The organism is Candidatus Saccharibacteria bacterium oral taxon 488 (genome assembly GCA_010202465.1).
Lineage (GTDB): Bacteria > Patescibacteriota > Saccharimonadia > Saccharimonadales > Saccharimonadaceae > Nanosynbacter.
Genome location: CP047919.1, coordinates 275,835 through 292,191, shown reverse-complemented (window position 1 = coordinate 292,191; position 16,357 = coordinate 275,835). Strand labels below are relative to the sequence as shown.

Below are 16,357 nucleotides of genomic sequence, written 5' to 3'. Positions count from 1 at the left end.
CGTATGCATTTTTATCAATCATCAAGCGACGAGGCGCTGCGGCGACTGGGTTCCTCGAGCAGCGGCCTGAGTGCGGCCGAAGTCCAGCGCCGCCAAAAACGCTACGGCCTCAACGTCATCAAAGTCCAATCCGAACCGCTCTGGCGTATCATCCTCGAGCCATTTCTCGATATCTTTATGCTCGTCCTGCTCATCGCCGCCATCATCAGCCTCTGGCACGGCGAGGCCATTGACGCCATCATCATCTTTGTCATCGCCGCCATCTCGGCCGTTATTTTCTACATTCAGCGCTTCTCAACTGACCGCGTGCTGCGCAGCCTGTCCCGTCACGACGCCCAAAAAGTCGACGTCCACCGCGTCAATCGCACCACGCGCATCGACGCCAGCCAGCTGGTTCCGGGCGACGTCGTTTCACTAGCCGAGGGCGAGAAAGTCCCTGCCGACATCCGCCTCCTCCGCAGCGCCAACTTGCGGGTGGACGAGGCGCAACTGACCGGCGAATCACTGCCAATCTCCAAACAAACCGACACACTCACCGGCAATAAAGAAATGTACGAGCAAACCAACATGCTGTTTCAGGGCTCATTCGTGGTTAGCGGCACCGGCACCGGCGTGGTCGTCGCCACCGGCAATCAGACCGAGTTTGGCAATCTCGCCATGCTCTCAAAGCGCGAATCAACCCAAAGCCCAGTCCAGCGAAAAATCGACACCCTGATCACCAGAGTCATCGCCGCTGTCTCGGCTATCGCCCTCGTCGCCTTTGGGCTGAGCTTGCTGCGCGGTATGGACGTACTAGAGAGTCTACGCTTTGTCATGGCTCTGGCGGTGAGTGCCGTGCCGGAGAGCTTGCCGATTGCCATTTCCGTGGTGTTGGTCTTAGGGATGCGGCGGATGGCCGCCAAAAAAGCGCTGGTGCATCAAATGCGCGCCATCGAGACCATTGGTGTCATCACCACCATCGCCACCGACAAGACGGGCACGCTGACCAAGAACAAGATGACCGTTCAGCAAACGTGGACGCCGGACGAGGCGACAGAGAACATTGACCACATCATCGGACTGGTAGTCAACCGCGCTCACGCCAAGAGTCACGATCCGCTGGACATCGCCCTCAATGAATACGCCCGCAAGCAGAGCGCCGCCCCACGCCACGCACCAGTTCGCGACCTGCCATTCAGTCAAGCCCACGCCATGTCCGCCACCATCTGGCATCACGGCCGGCAGTTTCGCTTGTATGTCAAAGGTGCGCCCGAAGCCATTCTGGCAGCGTGCCGCGTGTCGGCTCGCACCAAAAAGCGCGCCCAGCAAATGCTTGATGAGATGACCGCCCGCGGCTACCGGGTGATTGGGCTGGCGACGGGCGAACTGGATGAGATAATTGATGGCTTTGATCAGCTCGGCAAGCTGACATTCGCCGGCTTCGTGGCCGTGGCCGATGTGCTGCGACCAGAGGCACCGCGGGCTATCCGGGCGGCTCTGAAAGCGGGTGTGTCGGTGCGGATGATCACTGGCGATCACTTCGAGACGGCCTATCAGATTGGCCGGGAGCTTGGCATGGTCAAGGATCGCGACGAAGTGTTTGACTGCCGTGATATGGCCAAGTTGTCTGATGATCAGCTGGACGCCATCGTCACCAAAACCAAAGTCTTCTCCCGCGTCATCCCCGAGCAAAAATACCGCCTGCTGACCATTCTCAAAAAACACCACATCACCGCCATGACTGGCGACGGCGTCAATGACGTACCGGCGCTGACCAACGCCCATGTCGGCGTAGCCATGGGGTCAGGCTCGCACATCGCCAAAGACGCTGGCGATATCATCCTGCTCAACGATAATTTCAAGACCATCATCGACGCCATGCGCGAGGGTCGCACCATCATCGCCAATATCCGCCGCATGCTGTTTTATCTGCTGTCGACTAACACTGGCGAGCTGATCACCATGCTCGGCGCGCTGCTCATCGGCATCAAGACGCCGCTGGAGCCGGTGCAAATCCTCTGGGTCAATCTGGTGACCGATACCTCGATGGTCATCCCGCTTGGCCTGGAGCCGGGTGAAAAGCAGGCTATGAACCGCTCGCCGGAGCACCCCGACGCACCGATTCTCAACCACCAAATGATCTGGCGGATGGTCATCGTCGCCGCCACTATGTCGGTCATGGCACTAGCGGTCTATATCTTTTTCGAGAAGCATTACGGCCACGACTACGCGCAAACGCTGGCCTTTATCTCGCTGGTGGTCAGCCAGTGGGCCAATGCTTTCAACGCCCGCTCCGACAGTGAATCAATCTTCAGCCGCCTCAAGGTCATGAACGCCAGTTTTTATGCCGGCATCGGCCTGTCGGTCATGCTGCAGCTACTCGTCTTCTTCGGCCCGCTTGGCACAATCCTCCACATAACGCCGATCAACTTCTGGCACGGCGCACTCATCGGCCTGGCCTCGTTCATCATCCCGATCATCACCTGCGAGATACACAAGTGGCAAAGTAGGAGGAATGACCATGTCTGAGCTCAAAACTATCCGAGCCGCCTATCGCGTGTCAGTCAAGGGCCTGATTTATGATGATAATAATGGAAAGTTGCTATTCGTCCGCGAGAGGAGCGATACGTGGGATTTACCCGGTGGCGGACTGGAACACGGCGAGAGCATAGCCGAGGCCTTGCGGCGTGAGTGCCGAGAAGAGCTGGGCACTGAGATAGAAATTACAAATGCAGCGCCAATCATCATCCCGACATGGAGCAAAAAGTTCGACACCCCGGTGCTTATCATCGCTTACCAGGTTCGCCTCGTGTCACCACCCACAACCACGACAGACGTCAGCGAGCTGCGATATATTGGAGCCGATGAGCTCAAGCAGGTTGAGCTTGACTCGACATTGTCGGCCATGATAGATCAGTTTTATGTATAGAAACGACCCGTGGTAGCCGGCGTAATAATACACAGCATCGATTGAACCGGAAACCGGAGGAGATTTAGAATGATTAGATATCTTTGCTTGGCTGGGCATCCTGAGCAAAGATCGAACCAAGCTTGAGTACGGGTATTTGAAACAGTTCCGCTCGCTGACACTGCCAGCAGCATAGGCCAAACCCATTTTCTGCATTATTTTGAGGTTTCGAGGAGGTGATTCTCAGAAAGTTTTATCTTACAGGGGTTCGGTTTGTCTACTACCTTGCTAAAGCAATCCGGGTGGAGCCACGATCGACAAAACCGAGACATGGATGATAAGTACCCATACGGCTAATCTTGTGAGGTATCAATCACATACTGAGCCTCGCCCTCTTCGATACCCTTTCTCGCCTTACGGAATGCCCACTGTGGTATTTGCGGGAGCTCCTGATTGAGATCATCGCGCTCTTTACTTAGATTTTTGAGTGTAAGTAATAGTTTATCATTCCTCTCTATGTCAATATCGATTTCGCCAAATATTCTTGCACGATTTCTTAAGCTATTATATTTATTGCCCGCGCTCAAATGCGTGTCCGCTCTTTCGACTGGATTTACAAAGGTCGCCACTGCTGAAAGTGCTGCAACAATAATAGCGAGTATGCCTGCGACTAGACCATGACTATCAAAACTTGATAGGGCTGTGGCGCCGCCTACAGCGGCCAAGATGGTTGTTGGTATCCCTATCCACAAGTTGAAGTTACCCCAGAAGCGCCCCGCCTGAAAGTGTCCTTTCGCAGAATAGAGACAATCCTCCTCAATGCGCTTAGCCTCATCTAATATTTTTCTTTTAATAGCTTCCGTATACTGGGAATTTTTCACCAAAAATTTGCCTCCATGTTGTTATTGCCCGCTGATGGTCGTTGTTTTCTCCATAGGTTAAGTACCAGGCGCTAAAAGCTTTGTCGCGTGCTGTCTTAAGACGCTTAACCGCCTCTGAGCGATTGACTGAATCTAGATAGCTATCAACATAGTCATCCTCATAGTACAGCGAACTTGCTACAAGCGTCGCGGCTCTGTCAAAAAACTCAGATACTGACCAAGAGTAATCACTGATAGTAGACGTAAATATCTGTAATGCTAACACCTCTATATGAAATGATTGCAGGTAGTCGCCATGCTGTTTATTCCACCATTTTATCATTTTGATAATACGTTTGAATTTATCCCCGCAAATACCATTGCGATCCGTCAATGCACTGGAGTGTTTTCTTGGTCGTGATTTAAGCCAGGTCTCATTATTCATGTTGGGAACATTGTAGTGATTTACGCTACCATCATCGTTAACTGTTCTCGATACGGGTACAATATCAACGTTAGGCCAAGTGTCGTAGTAAAGTGTTACTGCCTGTCCATTGCGTCTTACCCTTGTCTTATACCCACTTAGGCTTTTCTGAATCTCTGCCAACACCTCAGACGGAAGTTTATCTTTCATATGCTTTTCATAATGCAGAGCGACCATTATATCTAAGTCAGCATATCCTGATATAGCAGTGTAACGAGGAATTGAGCCTGTAGAAAACGAGTCTAAAATTGTAAAATCATTCTTCAATAGTGAGACTAATCTATCCCTACGCTTATTGGCGGTGTCATGATAAGTACTTGAAAGGCTAATATTCTGACAGAATTCATCAAACGCCGCTGAAACTGTATAGACCATAATACTTGTGGATAATTTTCCTATTGCTTAGGTTTTCTTTAGGTATTATAGTGAAAGCATTAAACAGGTGTCAACAAAGTCGCTGGGGCATCAAGCAGAAATATTTGACTTCATCGAAGCGTTTCAAAGAACAATATAAGAGTTACAATATTAAATAATTGTAATAACATAATATTGATTAACTTTCAATACATACTAGCGCATTGTTATAAAAAGTGCAAAAATTCCTCTTGGCTGGGCCGGAGGGATTCGAACCCCCGAATGCCAGGACCAAAACCTGGTGCCTTACCACTTGGCGACGGCCCAATACCAAGGATTAGTGTAGCATAATAATCACGTAATTACCAGCCTTGCGATTGGGCTCAAAACGCGCTACAATCGTCATATGCATAAGCAGTATGGTTTTACCATCGTCGAAATTATCATTATCATCGTGGTCATCGCGATCCTCGCTACCTTGGGCGGCCTCGTGTGGCGCAATACGTATAACACCGCTCGCGACAATGAGACCAAGTCAAATATTTCAATGCTCAAGGAAGCAATCGAGAAATATCGCTCGGATAACGGCGAATATCCATGGCCGACGAGCGCCTGCACCATTTATAACACCGCTAATATGAAGATTTGTAATGGTGGTGAGCTCGGCGCACTCCTCATTCCACGCTACATCAAGCAGCTGCCAAAAGACCACGAAGGCCGCGATTATTGGTATCTCGCAGCCACTGACACGACCCTCGCTTCCAGCGTCGTGCCGACCCGCTACGCCATAAAGGTGCCGCTCTCAGATGGTACCACCTGCCGCACTGGCCGCAATATGCAGAACGGCTGGTTTGGCGGCGTGCCAGAGTGTAATTTCTAATCTGTTATAATAACTCTTGATGAGACGGCAGATTTTTGAGACGCTGACACTGGAGAAGATCGTTGGCGGTGGACAAACACTAGGGACGCTGGCCGACGGGCGCAAATGTTTCGTATGGGGCGGACTACCTGGTGAGACCGTCACTGTTCGCATTACCAAAAAGAAGTCGCACTTCGTCGAAGCGATTGTCGAGGAAGTGGTCTCGCCAAGCCCCGACCGCATCCGGCCACACGACCCAGACAGTTATCTTTCGACCAGTCCGTGGCAAATCATGCCGCTCGAGATTGAACAGGCGTACAAAAGGCAACTGATCGACGACGCCTTCACGCTGCATGGTATTGCATTACCAGAGACAATTGACATTTATTGCGACAATGTCGCATATGGTTATCGCAACAAAGTTGAATTTAGCTGGTACAGCGAATCGGTAGTATCCCGAGCGGTATCTCAGAAAAAATCTGGGCTTGTCTCGGGTTCCGGATTATTTTCTGATGATACCCGAGAAATAGACGCTGATAGCGACCGTGAAGAATCATCTGGCGATACGCTTGATTTAGCATTTTTTCGCCGCGGCAGCAAAGGCAAGACTGTCGTCGATGGCACGAGCTTAGCGCACCCTGCAATCAATAACCTGGCACGGACTATCCGTGATTTACTGCACCATAAACGCGTCGTGGCGCGCCAGCTCAAGACCTTGCTCGTCCGCTGTGATCAATCGGGAAGCTGTGTATGGCAGTTGTATGTCAGGGATCGCTTGCCCGAAATAATTACCGCTGATGAAGCCGCCAAGCTACCGGCTCAGGGCGGAGAAATTATCTATTCCGATCCGCGCTCGCCAGCCAGCCGCATCACCGAACGCTTGGCGCATTTCGGCAATACCACCTTGACTGACACCATTCTTGGTGTGCCATTCCGCTACGCCTGCGAAGGCTTTTTCCAAGTCAATGTTCCAGTTTACGAGCAGGCGCTGCGCGATATGAAGGAGTGGGTGCCGTACAATAAGGCACACCAGGAGCGCCAGCTGGATCAGTTGGAGACACATGGCTACACCGATAATCAACAGCGAGCAATATCTCAGAAAAAATCTGGGCAACTTCACGTGGGTCCCGGATTATTTTCTGATGATATTCGAGCTGTCAGATTATCAACCATCGACCTCTACGCTGGCGTCGGCACCATCGGCCTGACCATTGGCGGCAGCAACGTCACGCTGGTGGAAATCAACGCCGACGCTGTCCGCGAAATGCAGCGCAACATCGCCGAACTTGACCGCACCGACGCCCGCGCTGTCCTCGCTCCCAGCGAACAAGCCCTCGACTATATTACAGACAAGGAAATCGTCATCGTTGATCCGCCGCGCGCCGGCTTGCATTCCGATGTTATTGCGACATTGTTGCAAAAACTACCGCCGCGTATTATTTATCTCAGCTGCAATCCTGTCACCCAAGCCCGCGACGTCGCCTTGCTCCAGCAACACTACCGCATCGCTTGGCACCGCGGCTACAACTTTTTCCCGCGTACGCCGCATATTGAACACTTAATCATTCTTGACAAAATTTCATAATCTTATTGCATTATTGACAAAAACCCTTGACGTTTTGTTCTCGTATTGATATATATCAGCCTTTCGTGCAATTTCGCACTGGGTTCGCATTTGACTCGTGCCATGTGTCAAATGTGCCGTTTGCGAGAAGGTCCATTCTCGCCCGACTCCAAAAGGAGTTTACTATGGCAACTGGACGTCCCCAAAAGGGATTGAACAGCAACAGGAACCACCACGACAGCTTCGGCCAGAGCGGCCAGCAGCGATTCGGTGGATCCCCGGGAAGCCTGCCGAAGGTGACCTTCAGCGGGCTCCCCACCTCCAAGTCGTCGACCCCGAAGGCCGACGCGCCCAGGTCGTTGACCAACCGTAGCGACTCGGGCACCTTGAACAACAAGGCTCCGTTCAAGAGCTTCTGAGTTCAAGAAGACCCCACCCCGGTAGCATAAAAGCGCTGGGGTGGGGCACTCACCCTTGTTATAATGAACCCATGATCCACAAGCTATATTCCGCCTACAACCTGCCAGCCGATCACGATGTTTGCCATTTGTTTGAGCACTTGGTTATTCGGCGGTTCTTACGGATGGTAGAAAAGTCCGGCGGCGAACGCGCCTTTGTTGGCGAATTGCATGGCACGACGTCTGAATCAAGCGTGTTTTTTGACGTCGCGTTCTTTACTGGCGAATCAATTACGCTATTTGAAAAAGTCATCGCTGACGTAAAGCCGTTTGATTTATCCATGATTCACGAATCCGTCGCCCATATCGAGGCGGAGATGAAGTCAAGCGTTGTCATCTGGGATGAAGCCGAATTACGCAAACAACTGGCTCGCTGTCAAAAAGCTTTCGCCAGGCGCCGCTCCGCTAGACCTGGAGAAATTACCGAACCAGTCACAAGCTCGCCGCTGGAAATTGACTACCAGCCAGAGGATTTTATAGACATCACGCTGACGATTGAGGTTCCCGATGCCAGCAAGCAGGTAACTGCCGCCTTTTTCTGCATGTATCCGATACTGCTCGACCTGGTGCGCAGCGCGTGCTTTGACCGAGTCTCGGCCTATCCGTCCAGCCATAGCGAATTCACCGCCTATCATGACGGCAACTCAGTCGGTCAAACCTACACCGTGAAAAAATCTTTTGATTGGCAAAATGCAGGCAAAACAGCGCAGAATTATTTACGAACATTTGACCCTGCACCGCACGCCAGCCGCCTAAATGATCTCGCCGAGGCGTTCACGACCGACCCATTCTATAATTCCGCGCCAATTTATTTTTACCAGAAAACCGCCACGCCGCTGACAAAACATGAGCTAGCGAAGGCCATCACCGCTACAAATTTGCAGACGATTTTGAGAGCGATAACGGTGACCATCTCCGCTGCGAAACATCTAGGCGAGTCATAATTAGCGACCCAGCATAGCGCGGGGAGGATGGGGCAGCCACTCACGGAAAACACCGGCTACTATTTTCTATAAAAAGTTGTCCATGATCATAACAGGGGTAAGAAAAAGTATTACACCATATTTTTGACAAAATCCATTGACATTTTATTCTATTAGTGATATATATATATCAGCTTTTGTTGACGAGTTGAGTGAATCCTTGTCCGAAAGTGTATTTTGACAAGCAGAGAAAGTTTTGATTTGAGATGGGATGTTGCGGTGCGTCACAAGAAGCACCAAAACACCCCATCTCGAGTCGACCCATTCGGGTGTCGACCAGTGTTTTTCACACGAGCATCCGCTCGGGTGGGGAGGAAGAGTATTATGCCCAACTATAAGGTTATTTCAATTAGTATAAAGTTCAATGATGGCACTAACCTGCTTAGCGCCATTATTGACGCGAAGATGCTTGCTCAATTGCACGACCGGGAGGGGCAGACTGTGGTTAGGTTCAAGTTCAATAAGCACACCATCCAAGTATGTTCCAATTCCGATCCAATCTCCATAACGAAGGCTCTCATGAAAGCAAAGCAAGGGGGACCATTGGACCGTGACCTACCTGTACATGACTCAAAAGGAGGTGATTGATAGATATACACTAGTTACGAACTGGCGGGCAAAGTTAACTTTCCTCCACCTTCTGCTTGTCAGTTCGCTCCATAGATGCGTGTCTATGCTGATGAGTCGGAAACGACGAAAGCGAACAATTTATTCAAACATCACTAGTTGCGCCGCCAAGGCTTCGCGCGTAATTTCATCCGCTCGTTTGCCGATGAGCACGATTTTTGCCGCCTCCTCAGGCCTGGCATTAGTTAGCTGAATCTGCTGCTCGGTTGCCTCCACATGCTGGCGCGCGCCGTTGTCGTTGATGAAGCAGCCCTTCATTCGCCGCAGGCCATACGCCGCAAATAATTCCGGCCATATTTTTTCCAAAGTCGCTGCCGTAATTTTCATGCCTGAAACGTCCAGCACGGCGTACGTCGGATTATCCGGCACCGCCAGCTCGCCGTCGTACGTATCAAAAAATGCCAGTAGCCCCGACGGCGTGGTTAATTTACTGAGTTCAAACCGACCGTGCGGCGCGCTGAACACCTTGGCGTAGGGCAGAGTGTGCAATTTTTCCTCGTACTCGGCGCGCTCATTTTCACTTAGCAAATCTTCCTTGGTCACTAAAATCACGTCTGCTGCTTGCAGTTCAACTTCGTGCGCTGGCTCAATCCCGCGCAAAATCTCGTGCGCATCGATCACGTAAAAACTCTGCATCAACTCATACTTATTGAAGATTTGTGCATTAATGAGTTTTTCCACCAAATTCATCGTTCGCGCCACGCCCGTCGCCTCGATAAACACTGGCGCCGGAGAATTCCGGCAGAAGTCCAGCAGCATCCGCGTCAGCGCGTGCTTCGACGAGCAGCAGACGCAGTCGCCAGCCAACGTCGTCACCATCTCCGCTAGTCCCTCCAGCCGGTAGCCGTCGACATTTTCATTGGCATATTCATTTTCAATCACCCGCGCACCCTTATAGCCACTTTGTTGCAATAAGAATTCCAGCACACTGGTCTTGCCAGCACCCAGCGAGCCATTCACCAAATATAGCGGCACCTTGTCAACAACCGCCCGCGCCTCGTCAAACGCCGCATTAACACTAAATTCCAAATCATCATCGCGTTTCGCCATACATCTATTATACGTCATCCTGGCCAAGGTGATATACTAAGGCTATGAAAGTCATTCTGGCCCTTGGCAATCCTGGCGAAAAGTACGTTCACACGCGGCATAATGCTGGCTTTTTGGCAATTGACCAGTTGGCGGCGGAGCAGGGTGCACAATTTAGCAATAAGCCCAAATTCTTTGCGGATATTGCTAAGCTAAATAATGTCAAGCTAGCCTCAACTGCTGACGCAAAGTCGTTAACTGCTAGTCCGCAGGAAAAAGTTCTCTTGGTCAAACCAACGACGTACTATAACGAAGTCGGCGTTGCCGCGCGGGCGCTCATGGATTTTTATAAATTGACACTGGATGATTTACTAATTATTCACGATGACACTGACCTTGATTTTGGCAAAATCCGCGTCCGCAAGGGCGGCCGCGACGCTGGCAGCAACGGCTTAAAATCGCTACATACTCACATCGGCGCTGATTTCTGGCATATTCGTATCGGCACCGACAATTTACTGCGCCGGCAAATTGGCGATGTTGATTTCGTCCTTAGCAAGTTCAATGCCAACGAGCGAACAATCCTGCGCGACTGGACGATTCCCGAATCCATCAAGCTAGTCGGCACATTTCTTGACGGTACCATCGAACCGCTCAGCGTCAAGCTCTAGTCCCCGGCACATCGCTACGCCACTACGCTTGCGACATTAAACCAAATAAATTCTTATTGCAACAATGTCGCAATAAGCAAACGCTCACGCCCGAAAATAAAAATCCAAATACCAACTACCGCCGCTTCCGCGACACAATCCTCGCCGCGCTGTGTTTCAGCCGCCGCTCAGCACTGTGCAATTTCGCCGCGGCTGCCTCTTGCAGATTAATCGCTCGCGTCTCTAGCATGCTGCTACCTACCGCCAAGCTCACAAACAGCAGCCCCAAACCGCCCGTTGCCCACTCCGGCAGCTCCAGATGAAACAGCTTGGCGATCATCATCATACCCAGCGCCATGATGGCCCAATGCGCGCCGTTTTCCAGATATTTATACTTGCCAAGCACGCCCGTCCGCAGCAAATACACCGTCAGCGACCGCACCCAAATCGCTCCGGCGCCGAGCCCCGCCACGATCAGCAACACACTGCTGGTGATGGCAAAAGCGCCGATAACGCCGTCAAAGCTAAAACTAGCATCCAACACTTCCAGATAGAGCAGGCTAGCAAACGCCGCCCAGCCAGTTTTAACCTTGACCGATTTAGCATCATCCTCATGAAAGAATGAGCCGAACAGCTCCAGCCCGATGTGCAGTATAATCCCCAACACCGACGAGATCAGCACCAGCGCCCGATGCGGCGGCTCAACCGTGAAATACAGCATCGCCGCTACGCCGAGCATCAGACACACCTTGAAATTCTCAAACCGGCCAGCCTTGGCCAGCCACGGCTCGACATGCCGCATCCAATGCACGCGCTTGTTATAATCAATGAAATAACTGAGGCCAATCATAATCAGAAACGCGCCGCCAAAAGCATCAATCATCGGCGAGGCTTCGTGCAAAATATGACCGTATTCCGCCGGCTTATTCAGCGCCAAATCAACCACTTCCATAAACCCATGACCGCTCGCCACCATCACAATGATAATCGGCAGCACGAACCGCACCACAAACACCGCCACGAAAATTCCAACCGTCAGGAAAATCTTCTGCCAAACCTGACTCATACTGGCCAGCACCTTGCTATTAATTACTGCGTTATCAAAGCTAAACGTCACTTCCAGCACCACCAAAATCGCAAACAACCACAGACCATTAAGGCCTAGTTGGGTGAAAATCAGCCCGCCCAAAGCTAGCGTCAACAACGCCGAAAACCAAAAAATCCGAAATGGGTGATGTGAGTAGAGCCAATGTTTCATACTGAGTTTTAGTATAGCATGCTAGGCAGAGAGTAGTATAATAGAGATTGTGTCATCACTTCATACCACGTATCAGCGCATGACCGCCTGGCTCAAAGACCATAGCGACGCAATCCGATGGACTGTCGTCGGCTTATTTGGCATCGTTGTGATGCAATACGGTTTACAAATTGACCTCTGGCTGATCGCGCATCCGCCGCAAACGTGGGCCGGGACACTAGCACCGCTGGCACAAGATTTTCTGACGCTAACCTGCAGCGTCATCGTTGAGGCCACGCCGTTTCTCATTATCGGCATCATCGTTTCTGCTCTCATCCGTCGTTTCCTGCCGCCAGACCGACTACTGAAAATCCTACCCAAACATACCCTCATCCGCCGCATTCTCCTCTCGCTCGTCGGTATCGCGCTACCGGTCTGTGAATGCGGCAATGTGCCGGTCGCCCGCAGCCTCCTAGCGCACGGCCTCAAGCCCGCCGACGTCATCAGCTTTCTCTTAGCCGCGCCGATCCTCAATCCGATCACCATCATCGCCACCATGACCGCCTTTAGCTTTGAACCGCGCATGGTCTGGTGGCGTATCGGCTTTGGCTTTCTGATCGTCCAGCTGACCGCTCTGATCGTCAGCTTTATTCACCCGAGGCACGTCCTCCAGCCGTCATTCGCTGCTTCTTGCACCGACCGTCATCCAACGACCTTTCGCCACATCCTCGCTGATTCCCGCAACGAATTCTGGCAGCTCACCACCATGCTCGTCCTTGGCGCCATGATCGCTGCCGCCACCCAAGTTTTCGTTCCACGCTCCATCATCAATGCCGTTGGCGGCGACATCATCCTGTCGGTCATCGCCATGATCGGCCTCGGCTTCGTCGTCTCCATCTGCTCTAGCGTCGATGCGTTTTTTGCGCTGGCTTATGCCCGTATCTTCACCAACGGCTCCGTCCTCGCCTTTCTGCTGACTGGCCCGATGATCGACATCAAGCTCATCCTCCTCATGAGAAGCACCTTCCGTCCGCGATTTATCCTGCTGGTTATGCTCATTATTTTCAGCCTGTCACTCGCGATAGGGATCGGAGTCAATCTATATGCGCGCTAGGTTCGGCTCATTGTTACGCGCTAGCGGCGGGCTACTCGCCTGTAGCTACATCATCCTCATCGCCGTCCGCGGCCAGCTCGGCTTTTACATTCATCCGCGCTACCATCTGCTCGCTGTCGTGGCGACCGTAGCTGGTGGCATGTTACTAATCCTCGATATCGTTCTAGAGCTGCGCCACACGCTAGCAGGGAAGCGGCGAGCCTCCGCTGGCGTAACGACCACGGAGCATCCAGAAAAGCCGCGGCGCAAGATCCCTATTCTCTCAATCGTCACCGCCGGCATCCTCGCCCTGGCCATCATCCTGCCGCCGCGCCCACTGTCCTCGTCCAGTGCTGCCAACCGCGCCACGTCTGGGCCGACCAGCACGACCGGCCGCTGTGAAAAACCAGAGCCGCTTGATGGCAAGCCCGTTTCCATGAACCGCTGGCGTAGCGCGTTTGATGACTGCCCGAATGACAGCTTTTTTGACGGCGTAACCGTTAACGTCACTGGCTTCGTGGCGCGCGACCCGAGCGGCTTTTACGACAACCGCTATTTCGAACTCTCACGCTTCGTTATCAGCTGCTGCGCCGTCGACAGCACCCCGATCAGCATCCTCGTTAAATCCCCAGACGCCGAGCGTTACCGCAACAACCAGTGGCTACGCCTAAGCGGCCAGGTTAAGCGTGAACTATCCGGCGGCCGAGCTGTCTACGTCCTCACCAACCCCACCATCACCCCAACCACCGAACCAGCCAACCCATACGAATTCCTCGGCGTGTAGTTATGTATCATTATTGCGACAATGTATCAATTAGTGCTACACTTCGTCACTGCACGGGCTTGTACACGAAGACTGAATTAATAATATCATCGGTCGGATGGTATTCCTCCATCAACTGCACGCCCTTCATGGCATCAGCATCAAACCCTGGGTAGAGCAGGGTACGCGCCCCGTACGCCCCGCGCGCGAGCAGTCGTCTGTCTGGTTTGAGTGCTGGTCGTACATGATCAACAATTGCTTGCTTTTCCGCCAGCGTTTCGCCAGCCAGTCCCGCTACATATATCGCATCATATCGCCCCTCATCCAACGCTACCGACTGGCCCAGACCGGTCATAAATTCACACGGCCAATCAAGCGCCGCCGCAAGGCCGCGCGATAACTCAATTGCCTCATCCGACGCGTCAATATGCGTAATCCGCGCTCCCGTTAATTGATGCAACCACCATCCCGTCAGCGGCAACGGCCCACTACCAATCATCGCCACCTCTGACGAACAACCACATAGCTGCAGCCCAGTCCGTCCCAGCAGCCCAATCTCACGCCGCGTCAACTCCTCATAATTTTTATGGTACGGAAACTCTTCTAACTTCGCCCACGGGTTGTCCGCCTCCGTGATACGCCTCGACCAGTGTCGTTCCAACTCTCCTTCGGCTACCGCGCAGCGCCGCTGCACCTGATGGCGAATATCCTCGTCGCATAGCAGTGACTCTTCACCGTGCACCACCACCGCATCAACTAATTTGGTAAATGCCGCATTAACTTCCTCAGAAGGTGTGAGCTGCGGCAAGCTCAGCACTCGTTCAATACATTCTTTCATAGCTCATCAGTATGGCGTATTGTGTGGCTTATTGCAATTTTGTCGCAATAAGTGCTACAATTGCGACATGGATACCTTACGCGACATCTTTCGCCAAGCCGACCTTCGCCTGACCAAATCACGCTGCGAAGTCTTTACAGCACTCGAATCCATCGACGTGCCACTGACCATCGCCGAAATCGCCAAGCGCTGTCCGAATACTAACCGCACCAGCATCTATCGTATCCTCGAAACCTTTCACGAGCTCCACGTCATTAACACCATCCACATCGGCTGGAAAGTCCGTTATGAGCTCGCCGAGCCATTTATCAAGCATCATCACCACCTCTACTGCACACGCTGTCATAACGCCGAACCGCTAGAGACACCAGAGCTAGAGCGACTCATTGCCTTGATCGGTCAGCGCCATCACTTCCGTGTCGAGCGCCACCACTTTGAACTCGAAGGAGTATGCCAGGCCTGCATGGCAGCTGGTGATACGCAGCCTGGCTCAACCAAGACGACGAGCCAAGCCTAATCGGTCGCCGGCAGCAGTTATCTCAATTCCAACGAACCACACACGGCCAGATATCTCTCCTACAAACTACACCTCAAGCTTTGCCCGTAGCATATCCCGCTCACGTGTCAGCGTCCGGTAGTGCTTGAACGCACCCATCAGTTCGTTGCGCGCGGTCGCGTCTAGGTCAAAAATTGCTAGCAGCACCGAATCAATTTCCTTGACCGCCCGCTGCGCCTCTGATAAATTCGCCACGCCCGGCACCGTATCGAGGTACTCCTCGCGAATCGCTTCGGTCTTTTTCTCGTATAGTGCCAGCCGCTTGGCCGGGCTCTCGGCCGCTTTTTTACTCAGCCGGCCCAGCGCCTTTTCGTACTCCTGTCGCGCTGCCAACACCGTCACATAATCAATATTCAGCCCGAACAGCCGCGCCGCCAAGCCGCCGCGCTCCTGCTCAATCGCCACCATTTCTCGCTCAATTGCCGCCAAGCGCCGCGTTACCTCGCGCCGCAGTTTCTTGACCTGACGGCCGGCCCGCAGTCGCTGCCAGCATCGTACCAGCCCCCAGGCCTGCTTGTCCACCACAGTCATACCAACCTCACCGAGCACCGCCCGGTACAGTTCGTACCGCATAAAATCTTCAACCTGCTGCCGACAGACCTCAATTGGCTGCCGGGCAAACGCTAGCGTTCGCTGATACGGCTTTTTCTCTCGCCTTGACGTAAACTGCGACCCCGCAAAGGCCAGTCGCTCCTCCTCGAGCCGCACCGGTATCATCATGGCGATCAGCCGTTGCTGCGACGACGTCTCGGCCAGTAAATCCTCCCGCAAGGCTTGTTGCAACATTGTCGCATTATGCGCCGAGGTGATCGTCTCTAGCCTCGGCAACCATTCGTCTCGCCACGCCGTCAACATGTCGTGCATCGTGCGCTTGCTACGATTCAGCACCCGCGCGTCTCGTCGAAATCGCCGCGGCACACGTGCCAAGACGGCGGCCGCTTGGGCTCGAAACACCAACGGGCGCTCTTGGCTTAACTTGACTAAGGTATCGTGCTCAATTATCTGCGTCATATGTATTCACTATACTATTTTAGAGACAAAAAGTCAATATTATGCTCACGCATATCCACCCAAAAATTCACTTTCTAGCAAACCATCCCACACCAATTCACACC

General features: G+C 52.6%; 16 protein-coding genes and 1 tRNA gene. 10 read left to right on the top strand and 7 right to left on the bottom strand.

The window, feature by feature from the left end; translation table 11 throughout:
• Nucleotides 1-3: 3 nt before the first annotated feature.
• Nucleotides 4-2,508 (top strand): HAD-IC family P-type ATPase, encoded by a 2,505-nt coding sequence (locus tag GWK76_01520; GenBank protein ID QHU92004.1) that lies wholly within the window; start codon nt 4-6, stop codon nt 2,506-2,508.
• Nucleotides 2,495-2,908, top strand: a complete 414-nt coding sequence (locus GWK76_01515; GenBank protein QHU92003.1) for an NUDIX domain-containing protein — start codon at nt 2,495-2,497, stop codon at nt 2,906-2,908. The genes GWK76_01520 and GWK76_01515 overlap by 14 nt, the downstream gene beginning before the upstream one ends.
• 332 nt (nt 2,909-3,240) lie before the next feature.
• On the opposite strand, the gene GWK76_01510 is transcribed toward GWK76_01515, so the two are convergent.
• The 3 genes from GWK76_01510 to GWK76_01500 all read right to left on the bottom strand — a co-directional run bounded on the left by GWK76_01510 (nt 3,241) and on the right by GWK76_01500 (nt 4,912).
• The gene (locus tag GWK76_01510) at nt 3,241-3,768 is read right to left on the bottom strand and encodes an SLATT domain-containing protein (GenBank protein ID QHU92002.1); all 528 of its coding nucleotides are present in this window, start codon (nt 3,766-3,768) and stop codon (nt 3,241-3,243) included.
• Nucleotides 3,737-4,606, bottom strand: a complete 870-nt coding sequence (locus GWK76_01505) for a hypothetical protein (protein ID QHU92001.1) — start codon at nt 4,604-4,606, stop codon at nt 3,737-3,739. The genes GWK76_01510 and GWK76_01505 overlap by 32 nt, the downstream gene beginning before the upstream one ends.
• Before the next feature lie 231 nt (nt 4,607-4,837).
• Nucleotides 4,838-4,912: transfer RNA gene (locus GWK76_01500), tRNA-Gln, on the bottom strand.
• Nucleotides 4,913-4,991: 79 nt separating this feature from the next.
• On the opposite strand from GWK76_01500, the gene GWK76_01495 reads away from it, so the two are divergent.
• The 4 genes from GWK76_01495 to GWK76_01480 all read left to right on the top strand — a co-directional run bounded on the left by GWK76_01495 (nt 4,992) and on the right by GWK76_01480 (nt 8,410).
• On the top strand, nt 4,992-5,465 hold the full coding sequence (locus GWK76_01495; protein ID QHU92551.1) for a hypothetical protein: 474 nt from the start codon (nt 4,992-4,994) through the stop codon (nt 5,463-5,465).
• A 19-nt stretch (nt 5,466-5,484) separates the two neighbouring features.
• Nucleotides 5,485-7,029, top strand: coding sequence for a TRAM domain-containing protein (locus GWK76_01490; GenBank protein QHU92000.1), 1,545 nt, complete (start codon nt 5,485-5,487; stop codon nt 7,027-7,029).
• A gap of 164 nt (nt 7,030-7,193) precedes the next feature.
• Complete coding sequence (locus tag GWK76_01485) at nt 7,194-7,427, top strand: hypothetical protein (GenBank protein ID QHU91999.1); 234 nt, start codon at nt 7,194-7,196, stop codon at nt 7,425-7,427.
• A 71-nt stretch (nt 7,428-7,498) separates the two neighbouring features.
• Entirely contained in the window at nt 7,499-8,410 is a 912-nt protein-coding gene (locus tag GWK76_01480) for a hypothetical protein (GenBank protein QHU91998.1), read from the top strand.
• Between the two features lie 747 nt (nt 8,411-9,157).
• Here GWK76_01480 and GWK76_01475 read toward each other — a convergent pair.
• Nucleotides 9,158-10,126, bottom strand: coding sequence for a hypothetical protein (locus GWK76_01475; protein ID QHU91997.1), 969 nt, complete (start codon nt 10,124-10,126; stop codon nt 9,158-9,160).
• 44 nt (nt 10,127-10,170) lie between these two features.
• On the opposite strand from GWK76_01475, the gene GWK76_01470 reads away from it, so the two are divergent.
• Nucleotides 10,171-10,776: an aminoacyl-tRNA hydrolase gene (locus tag GWK76_01470; GenBank protein ID QHU91996.1), complete on the top strand. Its 606-nt coding sequence runs from the start codon at nt 10,171-10,173 to the stop codon at nt 10,774-10,776.
• A 115-nt stretch (nt 10,777-10,891) separates the two neighbouring features.
• Here the strand turns inward: GWK76_01470 and GWK76_01465 are convergent, their stop codons facing one another.
• On the bottom strand, nt 10,892-12,013 hold the full coding sequence (locus GWK76_01465; GenBank protein QHU91995.1) for a DUF475 domain-containing protein: 1,122 nt from the start codon (nt 12,011-12,013) through the stop codon (nt 10,892-10,894).
• A 49-nt stretch (nt 12,014-12,062) separates the two neighbouring features.
• Between GWK76_01465 and GWK76_01460 the strand changes: the two genes are divergently transcribed.
• Together GWK76_01460 and GWK76_01455 are read left to right on the top strand one after the other, a co-directional pair.
• On the top strand, nt 12,063-13,106 hold the full coding sequence (locus tag GWK76_01460; GenBank protein ID QHU91994.1) for a permease: 1,044 nt from the start codon (nt 12,063-12,065) through the stop codon (nt 13,104-13,106).
• Nucleotides 13,096-13,869 carry a TIGR03943 family protein gene (locus GWK76_01455; protein ID QHU91993.1) on the top strand — a complete coding sequence of 258 codons (774 nt, stop codon included), beginning with the start codon at nt 13,096-13,098 and terminating at the stop codon, nt 13,867-13,869. The genes GWK76_01460 and GWK76_01455 overlap by 11 nt, the downstream gene beginning before the upstream one ends.
• Before the next feature lie 46 nt (nt 13,870-13,915).
• Here GWK76_01455 and GWK76_01450 read toward each other — a convergent pair whose 3' ends face one another.
• Nucleotides 13,916-14,686, bottom strand: coding sequence for a hypothetical protein (locus tag GWK76_01450; GenBank protein QHU91992.1), 771 nt, complete (start codon nt 14,684-14,686; stop codon nt 13,916-13,918).
• Nucleotides 14,687-14,753: 67 nt separating this feature from the next.
• Between GWK76_01450 and GWK76_01445 the strand changes: the two genes are divergently transcribed.
• The gene (locus tag GWK76_01445) at nt 14,754-15,203 is read left to right on the top strand and encodes a hypothetical protein (protein QHU91991.1); all 450 of its coding nucleotides are present in this window, start codon (nt 14,754-14,756) and stop codon (nt 15,201-15,203) included.
• A 66-nt stretch (nt 15,204-15,269) separates the two neighbouring features.
• Here GWK76_01445 and GWK76_01440 read toward each other — a convergent pair whose 3' ends face one another.
• Nucleotides 15,270-16,253: a hypothetical protein gene (locus GWK76_01440; GenBank protein QHU91990.1), complete on the bottom strand. Its 984-nt coding sequence runs from the start codon at nt 16,251-16,253 to the stop codon at nt 15,270-15,272.
• Between the last annotated feature and the right edge of the window lie 104 nt (nt 16,254-16,357).